Genomic DNA, 17,739 nt, shown 5'->3' on the forward strand with positions numbered 1-17,739 from the left:
AGGTGAAAACAGAGACGAGGGCATTGATAGCGGGGCCGCGCACTGCCTAAAACCGCAATAAGCGGTTTTAGGTATAGGGGCTGGGTGGAAAGGATACGCATCGTAACGGGCGCAAGACCGAGGTTCAGAGCGTATTGATGCTCCATGTTTATGCTATTTTCAGGCCCTTACGCTTGATGGTAAACATTTTATTGCTATTGATATGGTAGCGATATCAAAAAAGCCGGTGCATGCACCGGCTTGTGGTTTGTGTGAAATTTCTCACACTTTCACAGCGTTGCCAGCGGCGCTGGTCGTGCCAGTCGGCTTGCGTGCAACCATGCACGGCGCAGCACGGGGGGCGACCAGGATTCCTCGGGGATGAGCAGAAGGCGTTGCGCGCGCATGGCCTTGCCCAGAGCGATCTGGCTCGTCAATACAGCCAGCGGAATCGCCAAGGCCAGCGGCAGTCCGACGGGCATGAGCCACAACAAGGCGCTGCTGTCGATCAATGCCACGCCCACGGCCAGAAGACCAATCACCAGGCTCATCGGAGCCAGCTGGCGTGCGGCATGGCGCCACGGCACGGCGTGGGCTTCGCGCGGGGGCGACTTCCATTCCAGCTTCAGGCCTGTGAGTGCAATCAGTACAAACAGCGAATGCGCCAACATGCGGATAGGGGCCTGCAGGATGGCCAACACGCTCTCCAGCGCAGCGCTCTTGAGCAGGCTGACGGTGCCGCCGTACTCCTTTTGCTCGCGGCGCATGAACACGGCGGCCACGCCCAGGATGCGGGGCAGGAACAGCATACACAGCGTCCATGCCCACAGCGAGAGCAGTTCGGCCGGCAGAATGTGCCAGTCGGCCACGAGCTTGGCGCCCGAAAGCCACAGGGCCGTGCCCAGCGTGAGGAAGGCCAGCCACAACGGTGCCGACAGGTAGGCCATGGCCCCTGTGATGAACATCGAGCGGTGCACGGCGTGGATGCCAGGTTCGGCCATCAGGCGTGCGTTCTGCAGATTGCCCTGGCACCAGCGGCGGTCGCGCTGCAGCTCGGCCAGCAGGTCGGGGGGCTGCTGTTCATAGCTGCCGATCAGGTCCGATACCAGCCACACGTGGTAGCCGGCGCGGCGCATCAGCGCAGCTTCGACAAAGTCGTGCGACATGATGCCGCCCGCCAGGCCGCCTTTGCCCTTGATGGGGGCCAGTGCACAGTGTTCCATGAAGGGAGCCACGCGGATGATCGCGTTGTGGCCCCAATAGTGGGATTCGCCCAGCTGCCAGTACTGCATGCCCAGCGTGAACAGACGGCCCGTGACACGCGATGCGAACTGCTGCGCGCGGGCGTGCAGCGTGACGTGGCCAATGGCCTGCGTCGCGGTCTGGATGATGCCAGCCGTGGGGTTGGCTTCCATGAGCTTGGCCATCGAGACGATGCAGTCACCGCTCATCACGCTGTCGGCGTCCAGCACCACCATGTAGCGGTAGTCCCGGCCCCAGCGGCGGCAGAAGTCCGCCACGTTGCCGGCCTTGCGGTGTGTGCGGCGGGCGCGCAGGCGGTAGTACACCTGCACTTGCGGTTGTTGGCTGTGCTGTGCCAGGGCGCTGCGCAGTTCTTCCCATGCGGCGCGCTCGGCCCGGGCGATGGCGGGGTCATAGCTGTCGGACAGCACGTACACGTCGAAGGTGGCCCCGTGGCCGGTGGATGCCACCGACTCGCACGTTGCCCGCAGCCCTGCAAACACCGTGGCCACGTCCTCGTTGCAGATTGGCATGATGATGGCCGTGCGCGCGTCAGGCGCCAGCGCATGCTCCACAACGCTGCGTACGGACAGCGCATGTTTGTCGCCGCGCAGCATCACCCAAAAGCCCATCAGCCCCGTGAGGAAGCCTGTGACCACCCAGGCAGACAGCAGCGCGAACAGTGCGATCTGGCCGTAGCCCAACCAGGGGTTCTCATACTCGGGTTGCACCCCCGCAAACAGAAAACTTGCCAGGGCCGTGGTCAGCACGGTCAGCACGGCAAAGGTCCAACGGCGGCGCTGCGCGGCGCCTTCCCATGCCTGGGTTGGCCGGTTTTCGGGTGATGTGGGATGGCTGACCTTGGCGCGACCGGTCAGCTTGAGAAGCAGGGCTGTGCCCACGCTGTTCCAGAAGCCGCGCCAGGGGACGGGCGCCATGGAGCCTCGGTGGACCGGCGGTGCGGTGACGGCATTCGGGTGCCGTTCCTCGCGCAGTGCGCTGCGCTGGGGGTGGTGGTGCACCGTGGGGCTTACTCGGGAAGAATGATGTGCGTCCATGTTTCACTCACAGCGTTGTTGTCGTGTTGAAGAAAAGCGCGCAGCTCGATCGGACGATCGGCTTTTTGGCGCTGTACGCGAACAGTCATGCGCCACTGGTCGGTGGCGGGATTGCGGTAGACGATGTTTTCCAGCACCTTGCCGTTGGCGTCGGCGCTCACCACCGCCTTGACGACAGCTTCGGCCGGCAGGGCCTTGAGTGCGGGGCCGTCGAAGTCGACGACAAACTGCGCCTGCTGGCGCAAGGCGGCTGCGGTCTCTTTGGTGTAGCCCATGCCGCGTCGCGATTGCGTGGCCCAGGCGCCGGGCGGCCGCTGCTGCTCATCGCCTTGCCAGCTCAGCTCGTAGGCAAATTCCAGGGGCTGGCCGGGTGCGGGCATCTGGGCAGGCACCCAATACGCCACGATGTTGTCGTGCGTCTCATCGGGGGTGTTGAGCTGCACGAGTTCCACGCGGCCTGCGCCCCAGTCGTGCAGGGGGCGCACCCAGGCGCTGGGGCGGCGCTCATACCGGGCTTCCACGTCCTCATAGTTCGCCCATTGGCGATCACGCTGCATCAGGCCAAAACCTTTGGGGTTCTTTGTGGCGAACGACGTGACCAGGGTCTGCTTGGGGTTCTGCAGCGGGCGCCATAGCCACTCGCCCTCGCCGGTAGCGATCATCAGGCCGTCGGAGTCGTGTACCTCGGGCCGGAAGTCGTCCTTGCGGGGCTGGTTCTCGCCGAAGAAGAACATGCTGGTCAACGGCGCAATGCCCAGCGTGGCGATGGGCTTGTTGCCGACGCCGGGCCGCACAAAGATGCGGCTGCGCACGGTAGTGGTGGTCTGCGTGCCCGGCTGGATGTCGAAGCGGTAGGCGCCAGTGGCGCGCGGCGAATCGAGCAGCGCATACACCGTGACTTGCGTGGACAAGGGATCGGGCCGCACCAGCCAGAACTCGGTGAAGCGTGGGAACTCTTCGCCACTGCCACCCACGGTGTCGATGGCCAGTCCGCGCGCGGACAGGCCGTACTGCTGGCCCTTGCCCAGTGCGCGGAAGTAGCTGGCGCCCTGGAAGACCACCAGTTCATCCTTGTAGGCGCTGGAGTTGAGGTGGTTGTGCAGGCGAAAGCCCGCAAAGCCCAGGTCGCCCCAGGCCTCGGGCCGCACTTGGTTCTTGCCGTAGTCGAAGTCCGCACGGCTGTAGCCGATGTGGCGCGCGCCTTGGGGCGTCACTTCATTGATCAGCACCGGCTCCTTCTGGTACAGACCCAGGTGGAAGAACATGGCCTCGAACGGCAACTTTTCGGCGCGCCACAGGGCACGGTCGGGGCGCCAGCGGATGTCGCGCACCTGGTCGTAGTTGAGTTTGGCGAGGTCGGCGGGGAGCTTGTCGCTGGATGTGCGATACGGCTTCTCCGACCGTTCCCGGGCCATGCGGGTGACGCTGTCGAAATCGAAGCTCTGTGCCTGTGCTGCGCCTGCCAACAGGGCGGTGGCCAGCGCCATTGCGGCCTGGGGGAGCCGACCGGTGAAGCGTGAACGGTGAGAAAAAACAGCTTGCATGCTGGAACTAGGGCAAACCCTGTGCCAGCTTGGAAAAAATGTTTTAAATCAATGGCTTATGTAGCTAACCGCATGTAAGCAGTTGTGCAGTCCGTGGATCGGCGTGCAAATACAGAGTTTCTGTCGCCATGTGGCGACAGCGAGGCGAAGCGCTTGAGAAAAACTGAGGAAAATCAAAGGCTTAGTCGTGTCGCTCATCAGCGACGTCTTCATTGTCTGCTGCGTCGTTCTTGAAGTGCCCGGGGGTCAGTGCATGTTTTTGCAGCAGCCTGTAGAACTCCGTGCGGTTGCGCTGTGCCAGGCGCGCGGCGTCGGCCACATTGCCATCCGTCATCTTGAGCAGACCCACCAGGTACTCGCGCTCAAAGCGCTGGCGGGCCTCGGCAAAGCTCAGCACCTGGGTGGACGGCGTGCGCAATGCGCGCTGTACCAGCGTCAGGGGCACCAGTGGCGTGGTGGACAGGGCGCACACCTGTTCGACGACGTTGTAGAGCTGGCGCACATTGCCGGGCCAAGCGGCCAGGGTGAGGGCCTTGAGCGCCTCGGGCGCGAAGCCCGACAGGCGCTTGTCGTACTTGCGCGCCAGCTTGTCGAGAAAGTGGTTGGCCAGCAACGCGATGTCCTCGCGACGGTCTGCGAGGGTGGGCAGCGCCAGTGTGACCACATTGAGCCGGTAGTACAGGTCTTCGCGGAACTGGGTCGTGGCCATGGCGGCCTCCAGATCGCGGTGTGTGGCCGAGATGATGCGCACGTCGATGGGAATCGACTGGCTGGCCCCCACGGGGCGTACAGCACGCTCTTGCAGCACCCGCAGCAGCTTGACCTGCAGGGCGGGCGGCATGTCTCCAATTTCGTCCAGCAGCAAGGTGCCGCCTTCCGCAGCCTGGAACAGCCCCTTGTGGTTGCTCACTGCATCGGTAAAGGCACCTTTGACGTGACCAAACAGTTCGGATTCGAGCAGGGCTTCGGGGATGGCGCCGCAGTTGACGGCCACAAAGGGGTGGCGTGCCCGCGGACTGGCGCGGTGGATGGCCTGGGCCAGCAGCTCTTTGCCCGAGCCGCTATCGCCCAGCAGCAGCACGCTGGCGTCCGACTGGGCCACCATGTAGGCCTCGGCCAGCAGGTCGGTCATGCGGTTGGAGCGGCTCACGATCTCGGCGCGCCAAGCCTCGTTGGCATGGGCATGTGTGACGGCAGGTGCGCTCAGGGCAAGGGCCTGGGCAATTTTTTCCAGCAGTTCTTTGCCGTCGTAGGGTTTGGTGAGGTAGGTGAATACCCCGCGTGACGTGGCTTCCACGGCATCGGGAATGGTGCCGTGCGCAGTGAGCAGGATGACCGGCAGCGAAGGGTGCCGCGCACGCACTTCGTCGAACAGCGCGAGGCCGTCTCGCCCAGGCAGGCGCACATCGCTCAGCACGAGCTGCGGGCGCGCCATGTCCAGCTGGGCCAGCGCCGCCTCGGCCGAGCCCACGGCGACCACGTCGTATCCTGCGGCCTGAAGGCGCAGCGACAGCAGTCGCAGCATGTCGGCATCGTCGTCCACCACGAGGACACGGGCGCGTGGCGTTGCGCGGGATGGGGTGGAGGTGGCTGCCATGGCGGGTTCTTTCGCACCTTCTGGAGAAGGTCAGGGCGCTGGGCGTTGGGGGCTGCTGCCCGGGAGAGATGCCGGTGCCGCGGGAAGCGGGGCCGGGCGTGTGGTCAGGCTGCGTTCGATAGCGCGCACCGCCTCCAGCCGCTCATTGAGTTGATCATTGCGGCGCTGCGCTTCGCGCAGTTGTTGGGTTTGCCGCTCCAGTTGGTCTTCCAGTCGGCGTTGCTGCAGAAGCCGCGATTCCATCAGTCGCGCCAAGGGGTGCAGGACTTGCGCCGCAGCCGCGGTGTTGCCCATCACGCGCTGCACCAGGCCCAGGGCGCGGGCCGTATCGACGGGTTGGCGCGTTTGCGCCAGCGCTGTGGCCAGAAGAAGCGAGGTCTCCACCGATGCATCTTCCGCCTCTCCCAGGCGGGCAATCTCTTTGGCCAGTTCTGCGGGGGCCATGCGCAGGGTACGGTCCGTTTGCGCCAGCAACTGCAACACCGGGGCTGCATCCTGGGGGGGCTCCGTGGCGGAGATCTGGCGGGCGTTGGGAGATTCCGCCGCCACGGAGGGTGGGGGCGCAATGGCCGTGGGCTGTGTAGGTGCGGCCACTGCCTGGGGGGCGGTTGCATTGCAGCCTGCCATCGTGAGTGCCGCCACCAGCAACAAGACCCACGCCGGAAGGTTCAGCGGGCGTGGGTGGAGCGGGTGTGCGGAAAGACTGCTAGGCAGCATGCGGTAGTTCCATGCGAAAAAAGGAGTGGACGCCATCTTCCACCAGCCGCACGCTGCCGCCGTGGGCGACGACGTACTCTTGGACGATCGACAGCCCGATTCCGGTGCCTCGCACGGCGTCGTCGGGCTGGCGTATGCCCCGGTAAAAGGGCTCAAACACGCGGTCGCGGTCGGCTTTGGCCACGCCGGGTCCCTGGTCCGAGACATCCACGCGCACGCAGTCCGCATGGCGGGAAAGAGCAAGCCGCACCGTTCCACCCTTGGGTGAGAAACGAATGGCATTGGACAACAGGTTGCTGACTGCCGAGGCGATTTTGTCGGCATCGATCTGCAACGAGACGGCGGGGCCTTCCACGAGTAACCTCAGGCCCCGGGCTTGCCACTGCAGGCGCTGGGCCTCCACTTGGGCTTCCAGCAGCGCGAGCAGGTCGGTATCGCGCCGCTGCAGCTGGCGCGCCTCAAAGGCCGCTGCATTGAAGCGCAGCAAGGCTTCGATCTCCCCCTGCAAGACCAGCGTATTGTGGTGAAGGATCTGTGTCACTTCGCGCTGACCGGCATTGAGTTCACCGGTCACTCCGTCCTGCAAAAGTGCCACACCCTCGCGCAGCGCGGCCAAGGGTGTCTTCAGTTCGTGCGAGACATGGCGCAGGAAGCGGGCCTTGTCGGAATCCAGTTCCAGCAGTCTGAGCCGCAGCCATTCCAGCTGTTGCCCCACGCGGCGCACGTCGTCGGGGCCGGAGATCACGACGGGCGCTTCGAGCTGGTTTTCGCCCAACCGCCGGATCGTGCCTTCCAGTCGCTTGAAAGGACGGGCGAGCCAGATGCCCAGCGCCAAGGCCAGTACCAGCGCCAGGACGATCACTCCCACCACCTGGTGCGTCACGTTGCTGCGGCTCGCCTCCACCTGGTCCTGCAGTGCACGGTTGCGTTGGGCATTGATGTCCTGGACCGATTGCACGATGTCAGTGTGCAGTGCCTCCAGTGCCACAAATTTTTCCGCGACCAGTTGCTCGTTCTCCAGCGCCCGCTCCGGCGGGGCATCCAGCAGCGCCTTGACGGCGTCGAGGTGCGCGCGCCATTGGCTGGTCTGGTCTTCGGGAAGGCCGCCCTGGTGCAACTGGTTGAGAATGGCCTGCGCTTCCACGGACATTTCGTTGAAGCTGCGGCGCAGCGGCGCATCCCGCAGCACCAGGGACTGGCGGGCCGCGCGTTCCAGCGCTTGCCCGCGCTGGTTCAGCGCCTGGGCAGCTGTGCTGAGGGCGATGGCCTCGGCGGCACCATGGCGGCTTTGAACCATGAGCTGTTCCAGCGTGTAGAGCGCGCGCAATGAGCTCACCCCCAGCAATCCTGCTATCAGCAGAAACGCCAGCAGCAGCAGCTGTTGGAACGAGAGGCCGCGCAGCGGGCCGTCGGCCTTGTGCAGATCTGCGTGCGCCAGGTTGTCTGCAGGTTTTGCCACGGGTGTCGGGTGCGCGTCAGGCAGCGAGCGCCGCCTCGCTGATGCATACTTCTCCGCGCAGCGTGTAGGCCTTTGCTTCGGTGATCGTCACATCCACCATCTGGCCCACCAGGCGGGGCTGGCCCACAAAATTGACCACGCGGTTGCATTCGGTTCGCCCCATCAGTTCGGTGGCGTCGCGTTTGGAGGCGCCTTCCACCAGGATGCGCTGCACCGATCCCACGCGGCTTTCGCTGATGGACTTGATGTTGGCGTTGATCACGCCCTGCAGGTGCTGCAGGCGGCGCAGCTTCACATCGTGTGGCGTGCCGTCGTGCAGGCCGGCGGCAGGCGTGCCGGGGCGCGGGCTGAAGATGAAGCTGAAGCTGTTGTCGAAGTGGATGTCGTCGATCAGCTTCATCATCTTGTTGAAGTCGTCTTCCGTCTCGCCCGGGAAGCCGACGATGAAGTCGCTGCTCATGGCCAGGTCGGGGCGGATGGCGCGAAGCTTGCGCACGGTGCTCTTGTACTCCATGGCGGTGTAGCCGCGCTTCATGGCCATCAGGATGCGGTCGCTGCCGTGTTGCACGGGCAGGTGCAGGTGGCTGGCAAGCTTGGGCAGTTTGGCGTACGCCTCGATCAGCCGGGGCGTGAATTCGTTGGGATGGCTGGTGGTGTAGCGGATGCGTTCGATGCCTGGGATGTCAGACACGTATTCGAGCAGCAGCGCGAAGTCGGCGATCTCTGCCGTGCCGCCCATCTTTCCCAGGTAGGCGTTCACGTTCTGGCCCAGCAGCGTGATCTCCTTGACGCCCTGGTCGGCCAGGCCCGCCACCTCCACGAGCACATCGTCGAACGGGCGACTCACCTCTTCGCCGCGCGTATAGGGCACCACACAGTAGCTGCAGTATTTGCTGCAGCCTTCCATGATGGAGACAAAGGCGCTCGCACCTTCGACCCGCGCCGGTGGCAAGTGGTCGAACTTCTCGATCTCGGGGAAGCTGATGTCCACCTGGGGCTTGTCCAGGCGATCGCGCTGGTTCAGCAGCTCAGGCAGGCGGTGCAGGGTCTGGGGGCCGAACACCACGTCCACATAGGGCGCGCGCTTGATGATCTCGGCGCCTTCCTGGCTGGCAACGCAGCCGCCCACGCCGATTTTCACACCGCGCGCTTTCAGGTGCTTGATGCGGCCCAGGTCACTGAATACCTTCTCTTGCGCCTTCTCGCGTACCGAGCAGGTGTTGAACAGAATGAGGTCGGCTTCGTCCACATTTTGCGTGGGCTCATAGCCCTGGGCGGCGTTGAGCACGTCGGCCATCTTGTCCGAGTCGTACTCGTTCATCTGGCAGCCGAAGGTTTTGATAAAGACTTTTTTGGCCATGGAGGGCTCGCTATCGGAAAAAGGGCAGGGCGGAGCGCCACTGCGCACCGCAAGCATTGAATCGACTGCGCCGTGGCGTAGGGCGCAGTCGCTGTGTTATTTCTTGATGGGATCGGATTCGGCGCGGTAGTTGCGCTCGACCGTGTCACTGCCCTTGCGGGGTTGTTCGGCTTCACCCTGGGTCAGGATCCACGCGGTGATCAGCATGCCTGTGCTGGTTTCGATGACGTAGTTCACCTTGTAACTCTGGCCTAGCACAGTGTGGGCCATGACCAGCGTGTTCTGTGGGCTTAGCAGCCGCATGCCGGGCGCCATGCGGATGGTGCGGCCATTGAGCGTGGCCTCCGACACCGTGTTGAGGGTCAAGGTGCCGCGCAGAGCCGCATCGGGGAAGTTGCGCATGCCTCCGAGGCCCGGCTGGACCTGGGCAGCAGCAGGCAGCGCGGCATGCAGCAAAACACTGGCAAGCCCAGCGACTAGGTGCTGACTGAGATTCCGCATGGGAGAGGCGTGGGAGGTTGTGCAGCGATTCATGGTTTACATCCAGGGGCTGAAAGAAGAATTCTAGGGCGTGCCTGCCGTTTGAGGGGGCTCTTGAACCCGCAGGCCATCCGAGGCCGGTGACGCACGCCTGCACGGGCATGCAGTGATGCCTGGCACATGCGCCAGCAACACGGCACCAATGAAAAACCCACAGTGGGTTGCCGCACTGTGGGTTTGATTTGGTGGTCGTAGGTGGACTTGAACCACCGACATCAGCATTATGAATGCTGCGCTCTAACCAACTGAGCTATACGACCGAAGCCCCAAATTATAGAACAAAAATTATTGGTGTGTGAAGTTCGCGGTGCGTTTGTTCATGAAAGCGTCCATACCTTCCTTTTGGTCCTGGGTGGAGAACAGGGCGTGGAAGAGCCGGCGCTCGAACATCACGCCGTCCGACAGGCTGCCTTCAAAGGCACGGTTGACCGATTCCTTGGCTGCCATCACGGCGATTTGTGAGAAGCCTGCAATGATGATGGCGGCACCCAGCGCTTCGTCCAGGAGCTTGTCATTGGGTACCACGCGGCTGACCAGACCGGCGCGCTCGGCTTCCACCGCGTCCATCATGCGTCCTGTCAAGGCCATGTCCATCGCCTTGGATTTGCCCACTGCACGCGGCAGGCGCTGCGTCCCGCCCGCGCCGGGGATCACGCCCAGCTTGATTTCTGGCTGGCCAAACTTGGCGTTTTCAGCGGCGATGATGAAATCGCACATCATGGCCAGCTCGCAGCCTCCCCCCAGGGCAAAGCCGCTGACAGCGGCAATGACGGGCTTGCGGATGGATCGGATGGCTTCCCAGTTGCGGGTGATGTAGTCCCCCTTGTAGGTGTCGGCAAAGCTGTATTTCGCCATGGCACCAATGTCAGCACCTGCCGCAAACGCCTTTTCGCTGCCAGTGACGACAATGCAGCCTATTTTTTCGTCCGCATCGAAAGCTTTCAGCGCCGTGCCCAGTTCGTTCATGAGTTGGTCATTCAGCGCATTGAGCTGCTTGGGCCGGTTGAGCGTGATGATGCCGACCTTGTCCGCTTCGACGCGGACCTCGATGGTTTCGTAGGACATGAAATCTCCAGGGTTTATAGGTGGTTATGACTGCACGGACGAATATACCCAAGCAGGCCCGAACCGCGCGCTGGTAGGTAAAACACCGTATCGCGCCAGACGCATGTCCCCTGTTCAGTTCAGCCAGCGCCCTACGGCGGCGGCGTTGGCAATCGACAGGCTGACCGTGTCTGGCACCGTCGTGGTCGGCGTGGTGCTGCGGGAGCCCTTCTTTGACAGAGCGGTCGGGCTGCGGGCTGGGAGATCGAGCTGCAGGCGCAGCAGACGCCCGTCCCGTGCCACCAGAGCGGTCAGCGATGTCTCGCTGCCAGCGTAGAGCGCTACGTCTTCCAGTTTGCTAGTACGCCAACCCTGACCGTTCACGTCGATGCCCAGCCACTCGTCACCTGGCGCCATGCCCGCCTTTTCGGCAGGGCCGCCTCGTAGCACGGTCTTGATATGGATGCTGTGGTTTTCCCCCACCCGCAGTCCCAGCCGCTGCGCCCATTGGGGTGTCTCAGCCTTGAGTGACACACCGTTGGCTTCCAGAAGCTCTACCAGAGGGAGTTCCGTGGTGCTGTGCACCCACTGCGCCAGCTCCGTACCGAAAGATCGGCCAGACAGTTCTTTCAACACAGCAAGCATATCTTCCTGGGTCATCGGGCCACCCTGGCACTGCGTCCACAGCGTGCGCATGACCTCGTCCAGGTTCGTCTTTCCCTCACGGCGGAGGGCGAGGTCCAGGCACAGGGCCACCAGTGAGCCCTTGGTGTAGTAACTGACCGTCGCGTTGGGGGTGTTTTCGTCCTGGCGGTAGTACTTGATCCACGCGTCAAAGCTGGACTGCGCCACGGTCTGTACGGTCCGCCCCGGGGTCTGCAGTACCTGGTTGATGGTCTTGGTGACGAGCTTCAGATAGACCGCATCATCGATCAATCCGGCGCGGCGCAGCAGCAGGTCGTCGTAGTAGCTGGTGAAGCCCTCGAAGAACCACAGCAGTTCTGTGTAATTTTCCCGCGCGTAGTCGTATTCGGCAAACTCAGCGGGGCGCAGCCGCTTGACGTTCCAGGAGTGGAAGTACTCATGGCTGATCAGTCCCAACAGGGTGGTGTATCCATCGCCAGTTCGGGTCTCATCCATCCGTGGCAGGTCGCGCCGGCCGCAGATGAGTGCGGTGGAGTTGCGGTGCTCCAACCCCCCGTAGCCGTCGCCCACGGCGTTGAGCATGAACAGGTAGCTCTTGAAAGGAGCCTTGCCCTCGCCATGCCAGAAGCGGATCGCGGTCTCACAGATCTTCTGGGTGTCTCCCAGCAGGCGTTTGCCGTCAAAAGAGGGAGCCGCTCCGGCCACCACAAAGCGGTGCGGAACACCGCAGGCTGTGAAACGGCCGGTCCAGAACAGGCCCATCTCTACCGGGCAATCGACCAGCTCGTCGTAGTTTGTCGCCACGTAGAGGCCAAGACCCTTCTTGTCTATCTTGAGGGGAGAGAGTCCGGTGGCCGCCGACCAGGCGGCTGTGGCAGATGTGCTTGCAATATCGAGCGTGTGGCGTTGCTTCTCCTGCCCGTGCACGCGCAGGCACAGACTGGTGCCATTGAAAAAACCGCGCGATGCGTCAAGCCAGGCTGTGCGCACCGAGGTGTCGTAGGCGCAGACGACATATGTCAGGACCAGTGGCTTGTGCGCGCTGCAGTCTGCTTGCCACCGGTGCTTGTCCAGTTGCGTGAGCTTCACCTCCTGCTTGCCCTGGCGGGCTTTCAGTTCTTGCAGGTTTTTGGAGAACTCCCGCACCAGATAGCTCCCTGGAATCCAGGTTGGCAGCGAGACCTCTTGCAGCGCCTTCGGATGGGTGATCGTCAGTGCTATGCGAAATAGATGAGCGTGCAGGTCCCACGGCTCAATACGGTAGTGGATGGCGGCGGGTTCCGGCTTGGGGGGTGAGGGCATGGGCTGCTGCTGGTGTTCGGACTTCGCGGAGGGGTGGCGCAATCCATGAGGGCAAGGGGCTGCGCGAATGCGAAACGCGTGTCAGTTTGCTGAGGGCGTTTCGCTGCTGGCTTCGGCCAAGCGTTTTTCCACCTCTTTGGCACCGATGGCGCCTGGCACGCGGGCACCGTTGGCAAAAATCAGTGTAGGTGTCCCTGTGATCTTGTGCTTGCGGCCAAACGCCAGGTTGCGCTGCAGAGCGCTGGTATCGCAGCTTGCTGCGGGTGCGGGTTTGTCCCGCACCATGAGATCCTGCCAGGCCGTCACCTGGTCCTTGGCGCACCAGATATTGCGCGACTTTTCGGCGGAGTCTGGGCTGAGGATGGGGTATAAGAACAGATATACCGTGACGTTATCCACGTTCTGAAGGTCGCGCTCAAAACGTTTGCAGTAGCCGCAATTGGGGTCTTCAAACACCGCCACCTTGCGTTTCCCGTCTCCCCGCACGATGGTGAAGGCGTCTTTGATTGGCAAGGCAGAAAACTCGACGGCCGTGAGCTTGGCAATGCGGTCTTCCGTCAGATTCCTGCGCACCTTCGTATCGATCAATTCGCCCTGGATCACGTAGTTGCCCTTGGCGTCGGTGTAGAACAGGTCCGTCCCGATGCGTACCTCGTAGAGGCCCTTCATGGGCGTGGAGCGCACTTCGTCGATTTTGTCCATTTGGGGAATGCGTTCGGCGAGTGCCTTGCGGATGTCCGCTTCCTGCGCGGTAGCAGCGAGACTTGAGGCCAGCGCAGCGGCTGCGAGCAAGGTGGGAATCAGTTTCATGGTGTTCTCGTTCAAACGATCTGGCGGTCTGCCGATGGCTGCTACCGGTTTGGTCAATAGTTTCCCATGGCCTGGCGGGCCACGAAGTTCTTCAAGGGGCCGCTCAGTTCAAAGCCCTTCATTCCCCAATTGCGCAGCGCTTGCAGTGGCCCCTCCTGACGAGAGAAAAGCTGCTGCAGGCCGTCTGTCGCCAATCCCATTGGCAACAGGGCTGCCTTGCGCTTGCGCTCATAACTCCGCAGCAGCCGCAGATCAGCCACGCTGCGCCAATAGTCGCGCCCGTGCAGAATGTCTGCGAGGGTCTGGGCATCCGCCAAGCCCAGGTTCAGCCCCTGGCCTGCGAGCGGATGCACGTTGTGCGCTGCGTCACCAGCCAACACCCAGCTTCGCGGGCTCTTGTCATTGGTGGGCACGGTGCCACACCAACGGTCTGCCGTTGCAAGCTGCAAGGGCCAGGTTGCGCGGTCCGCACTCAGCGCCAGCGTACCCAAGGTTTCCTGGCTGACCACCTGGAGCTTCTGTGCGAATTCTTCGGGGGACAATGTCATCAGCGGCGCTACCTGCTCCTGCAAGACGGACCATACAACCGCCACGGAGTTCCCCAGCGGACCCCCCAAAGGCAAAAAAGCCAGGATGCCGTCGGGCAAGAACCATTGTCGCGCCACCTGTTCATGGCCCCGTTCGCATTGCAATCGGGTGGCGATGGCGTGCTGCCCATACGGCGTCACCCGAAAATCCACACCAAACTCTTCGCGCGTACGGCTGGCACGGCCCTCGCAAACCACTGTCAGTGCCGCCGGCACTGGAGAATCGACCATTTCCACCTGTGGCTGGTAGCGCACGGCTTCGGCAAGGCGTGCCTCCAGGGCGGGCACGTCCACGATCCAGGCCAGGGCCTCAACCCCCTGGGCGGCTGCATCAAAATGCACGGCGCCATCCTGGTCGCCCTTTACCCGCATAGACCTGACCGCCGTAGCGTGCTCCGCATCGGGCCAGCTACGAAGCGATTCGAGCAGGTGGCGCGAGACCGTGTTCAGCGCGTAGGCCCGCACATCGGCCGCTGCGGAGACTCCGGTGCCGGGGGCGGGTAACAAGGCCACTTTCAGCCGTTCGCGGGCCAGTAGCAGCGCCAGAGTCTTGCCCACAATGCCGGTGCCGCGAATACAGATATCAAAGGTTTGGGCCATGGCGGCATTGTAGGAGGGGGCTTGTGCCACCGGGTACGGTGCAAAATCGGGCTCCCATTCCCCTGGTCTTTTTTTGAGGAGCACTTCCGCGTGAGTTTCTACCCTGATTCCGACCTGTCCGGCACCATCGCGCGCCTCTTCGTTTATCCCGTCAAGTCGTGCGCGGGCATCGAGGTGCAGGAGGCGCAGCTCACTGAAACAGGGCTGGATCTGGACCGTGCATGGATGGTGGTGGATGCTGAGGGCATGTTCCTGACCCAGCGCGCGCTGCCGCGCATGGCCTTGATCCGGCCGCAGCTCAAGAGCGACGAGATGGTGCTGCGCGCCCCCGGTATGCTGGCCTTGCATGTGGCCATCGATGCCGTTGAGGGGCCCGCCACGGTGACCGTATGGCGAGACACGGTGCCCGCCTGGGACATGGGCGCCGTGGCGGCACAGTGGTTCACTGATTTCCTGGGTCAGCCCTGTCGTCTTGTCCGTTTTGACCCCGAATACCGGCGCTTGTCCAGCATGGAGTGGACGGACGGTGTCGAGGCTCCGAATCAGTTCGCCGATGGCTTCCCTATGCTGGTGGCCAGCGAAGCGTCCATGGACGAGCTGAATGTGCGCCTTCAGGCTGCAGGCCATGCCGCCGTGGGCATCGAGCGGTTTCGCCCGAATGTGGTGCTGGCCGGGGTGGATGCACACGACGAAGACCGGGTGGACCTGGTGCGGGTGGACGCTGCCGAGGGTGAAATCCACCTGCAGCCCGTGAAGCCGTGCTCGCGTTGCCCTATTCCCGACATTGACCCCACTACGGCCCAAAGTACCCCTGTGGTGGGTGACATGCTGCGGACCTACCGGCAGGACAAGCGTCTCGATGGCGCCATCACGTTCGGAATGAACGCCATAGTGGGCCGGGGGGCGGGCCAAGTGCTGCGTGTGGGGCAGCGGGTGGCGGCCAATCTGCGCTTTGATTGAGGGTGTGAACAGGCAGTAGAAATGCGATTGCTGGCAGGCCCGTAAAATCGGCGGTTTGTCTCCGAATTCCAGAAAGCCCTGCCATGAGCCTCCAATGCGGCATCGTGGGCCTGCCCAACGTCGGCAAGTCCACCCTTTTCAACGCGCTGACCAAGGCCGGCATCGCCGCCGAAAACTACCCCTTCTGCACCATTGAGCCCAATGTGGGCGTGGTGGAAGTGCCAGACCCCCGTCTGCAGCAACTCGCCGAGATCATTTCGCCCGAACGCATTGTTCCGGCCATCGTCGAGTTCGTGGACATCGCCGGCCTGGTGGCAGGTGCCAGCCAGGGCGAAGGCCTGGGCAACCAGTTCTTGGCCCATATCCGTGAAACCGATGCCATCGTGAACGTGGTGCGTTGTTTTGAAGACGACAACGTGATCCACGTGGCCGGCCGTGTGGACCCGATCTCTGACATCGAAGTCATCCAGACGGAACTGTGCCTGGCCGACATGGGCACTGTGGAAAAGGCGCTCAACCGCTACACCAAGGCTGCCAAGTCGGGCAACGACAAGGACGCAGCCAAGCTGGTGGCGCTGCTCACGCGCATCCAGGCCGCACTCAACGAAGGCAAGCCTGCGCGCTCGGTCGAGATCACCAAAGAAGAGCAGCCTCTGCTCAAGTCCCTGTGCCTGATCACGGCCAAGCCTGCCATGTTTGTGGGCAACGTGAGCGAAGACGGCTTTGAGAACAACCCATTCCTTGACCGCCTCAAGGAATACGCCGCCAGCCAGAACGCCCCTGTGGTGGCCATCTGCGCCAAGATGGAAGCCGAGATGGCGGAAATGAGCGACGAAGACCGCGACATGTTTCTCGCCGAAATGGGCCAGACCGAGCCCGGCCTGGCCCGCCTGATCCGCGGCGCCTTCAAGCTCCTCGGTCTGCAGACCTACTTCACGGCAGGCGTGAAGGAAGTGCGTGCCTGGACCATCCACATCGGCGATACGGCGCCCCAGGCGGCCGGGGTGATCCACGGCGACTTCGAGCGTGGCTTCATCCGCGCACAGACCATCGCCTTTGAGGACTTCATCGCGCTCAAGGGTGAGCAGGGTGCCAAGGATGCAGGCAAGATGCGTGCTGAAGGCAAGGAATACGTGGTCAAGGACGGCGACGTGCTGAACTTCCTGTTCAACGTCTAACGCTGAAAGCTGCATCGGGCCACAGGCCCGATGGCCCCGCATCCCTGCAAGGCCCCTGGCGTGCAGGGTTTTTTTACGACCATTGATGAGGTGGTGGCCATCGCCAGCACGCATTGCCGTTTTCTATGAACACTGGAATCCTCTACGCCGCCCTGGCCTACACCGCCTGGGGCCTCTTTCCCCTGTATTTCAAACAGGTGGCAGATGTGCCCTCGCTGGAGGTGGTGATGCACCGCACGCTGTGGTCGCTGGTGTTTGTTTTTTGCGTGTTGATGGTGCGCAGGCAATGGTCCTGGATGGGGACTGTGCTGCGCCAGCCCAAAGTGCTGGCGGCATTTGCCTTGTCAGCGATGCTGTTGTCGGGTAACTGGCTTACCTATGTGTGGGCGGTGCAGAACGAGCATGTGGTGGACGCCAGCCTGGGCTATTTCATTCTTCCGTTGGTGAATGTTGCGCTGGGCTTTGTCTTCCTGCACGAGCGGCCTCGCCCAGGCCAGTGGCTTGCAGTGGCAGTGGCCGCTGCCGGGGTCCTGTGGTTAGCCGTGCAGGCTGGGCGCTTGCCCTGGATTGCACTGGTGCTGGCCCTGAGTTTTGGCTTCTATGGCTTGTTGCGCAAGGTCGCCGTGCTGGGTGCTCTGGAAGGTCTGGCGCTCGAAACCCTGGTGCTTGCGCCGGTGGCCGCCATCGTGCTGGGCTGGTGGGTGTGGCAGGGAGAAGGTGCGCTGGTGCAGGGCCCTCCCACCACCATCGGATGGCTGTTTCTCGCAGGCCCTATGACAGCGGTTCCGTTGCTGCTGTTTGCGGCGGGCGCCCGCCTTATTCCGATGTCCACCTTGGGCATTCTGCAGTACATCTCGCCCAGCCTGCAGTTCGCGCTGGGCGTGTGGCTTTTCCATGAACCGTTCCAGCCTACGCGCTTGGTAGGTTTTGTCTTGATCTGGGCTGCGCTACTGGTCTACACCCTGGAGGGCTGGTGGACGCGTCGCCAGGTTATCGCGGCCTGACGGCGTCGGTCTCCAGGCGCGCGAGTGAAGATCGGGAAGCTTGACCCACGGTGAAAATCACCTTTGTGCGGGCTTGTCTGCACGGCCTGAGCTACTGGAAAACACGGAGCGCG

Annotated in this window: 14 protein-coding genes and 1 tRNA gene; 3 read left to right on the top strand and 12 right to left on the bottom strand. The window is 63.0% G+C overall.

Annotated elements, in window-relative coordinates; translation table 11 throughout:
* Positions 1–269: 269 nt before the first annotated feature.
* The 12 genes from mdoH to ASE52_RS11430 all read right to left on the bottom strand — a co-directional run bounded on the left by mdoH (position 270) and on the right by ASE52_RS11430 (position 14,484).
* Positions 270–2,279: a glucans biosynthesis glucosyltransferase MdoH gene (gene mdoH, locus ASE52_RS11375; RefSeq protein WP_057226209.1), complete on the bottom strand. Its 2,010-nt coding sequence runs from the start codon at positions 2,277–2,279 to the stop codon at positions 270–272.
* Entirely contained in the window at positions 2,252–3,766 is a 1,515-nt protein-coding gene (locus tag ASE52_RS11380) for a glucan biosynthesis protein G (protein ID WP_057226211.1), read from the bottom strand. The genes mdoH and ASE52_RS11380 overlap by 28 nt, the downstream gene beginning before the upstream one ends.
* A gap of 238 nt (positions 3,767–4,004) precedes the next feature.
* Positions 4,005–5,420, bottom strand: a complete 1,416-nt coding sequence (locus ASE52_RS11385; protein WP_057226213.1) for a sigma 54-interacting transcriptional regulator — start codon at positions 5,418–5,420, stop codon at positions 4,005–4,007.
* A gap of 30 nt (positions 5,421–5,450) precedes the next feature.
* Positions 5,451–6,071 carry a hypothetical protein gene (locus ASE52_RS11390; RefSeq protein ID WP_057226214.1) on the bottom strand — a complete coding sequence of 207 codons (621 nt, stop codon included), beginning with the start codon at positions 6,069–6,071 and terminating at the stop codon, positions 5,451–5,453.
* Between the two features lie 55 nt (positions 6,072–6,126).
* Positions 6,127–7,560, bottom strand: coding sequence for an ATP-binding protein (locus tag ASE52_RS11395; RefSeq protein ID WP_057227179.1), 1,434 nt, complete (start codon positions 7,558–7,560; stop codon positions 6,127–6,129).
* A 52-nt stretch (positions 7,561–7,612) separates the two neighbouring features.
* Complete coding sequence (gene miaB, locus ASE52_RS11400; protein WP_057226216.1) at positions 7,613–8,956, bottom strand: tRNA (N6-isopentenyl adenosine(37)-C2)-methylthiotransferase MiaB; 1,344 nt, start codon at positions 8,954–8,956, stop codon at positions 7,613–7,615.
* 96 nt (positions 8,957–9,052) lie between these two features.
* On the bottom strand, positions 9,053–9,457 hold the full coding sequence (locus tag ASE52_RS11405; RefSeq protein ID WP_140426218.1) for a hypothetical protein: 405 nt from the start codon (positions 9,455–9,457) through the stop codon (positions 9,053–9,055).
* Between the two features lie 222 nt (positions 9,458–9,679).
* Positions 9,680–9,756 (bottom strand) — tRNA-Met (locus tag ASE52_RS11410).
* A gap of 25 nt (positions 9,757–9,781) precedes the next feature.
* The gene (locus ASE52_RS11415; RefSeq protein ID WP_057226220.1) at positions 9,782–10,561 is read right to left on the bottom strand and encodes an enoyl-CoA hydratase; all 780 of its coding nucleotides are present in this window, start codon (positions 10,559–10,561) and stop codon (positions 9,782–9,784) included.
* A gap of 114 nt (positions 10,562–10,675) precedes the next feature.
* Positions 10,676–12,487 carry a M61 family metallopeptidase gene (locus ASE52_RS11420; RefSeq protein ID WP_057227181.1) on the bottom strand — a complete coding sequence of 604 codons (1,812 nt, stop codon included), beginning with the start codon at positions 12,485–12,487 and terminating at the stop codon, positions 10,676–10,678.
* Positions 12,488–12,568: 81 nt separating this feature from the next.
* Positions 12,569–13,297, bottom strand: a complete 729-nt coding sequence (locus tag ASE52_RS11425; protein WP_010459574.1) for a DsbC family protein — start codon at positions 13,295–13,297, stop codon at positions 12,569–12,571.
* Positions 13,298–13,350: 53 nt separating this feature from the next.
* A complete protein-coding gene (locus ASE52_RS11430) occupies positions 13,351–14,484 on the bottom strand; it encodes an FAD-dependent monooxygenase (RefSeq protein ID WP_010459572.1) in 1,134 nt (377 codons plus the stop codon).
* Between the two features lie 90 nt (positions 14,485–14,574).
* Here ASE52_RS11430 and ASE52_RS11435 point away from each other — a divergent pair, with 90 nt between their 5' ends.
* The 3 genes from ASE52_RS11435 (at position 14,575) to rarD (ending at position 17,626) form a co-directional block, all read left to right on the top strand.
* On the top strand, positions 14,575–15,444 hold the full coding sequence (locus tag ASE52_RS11435; protein ID WP_010459570.1) for an MOSC N-terminal beta barrel domain-containing protein: 870 nt from the start codon (positions 14,575–14,577) through the stop codon (positions 15,442–15,444).
* An 83-nt stretch (positions 15,445–15,527) separates the two neighbouring features.
* The gene (ychF, locus tag ASE52_RS11440; RefSeq protein ID WP_010459569.1) at positions 15,528–16,622 is read left to right on the top strand and encodes a redox-regulated ATPase YchF; all 1,095 of its coding nucleotides are present in this window, start codon (positions 15,528–15,530) and stop codon (positions 16,620–16,622) included.
* A gap of 125 nt (positions 16,623–16,747) precedes the next feature.
* Positions 16,748–17,626: an EamA family transporter RarD gene (rarD, locus tag ASE52_RS11445; protein WP_010459567.1), complete on the top strand. Its 879-nt coding sequence runs from the start codon at positions 16,748–16,750 to the stop codon at positions 17,624–17,626.
* Positions 17,627–17,739 lie beyond the last annotated feature (113 nt).

Origin of the sequence: Acidovorax sp. Root275, assembly GCF_001428965.1 — a bacterium.
Taxonomy (GTDB): Bacteria; Pseudomonadota; Gammaproteobacteria; order Burkholderiales; family Burkholderiaceae_C; genus Acidovorax; species Acidovorax radicis.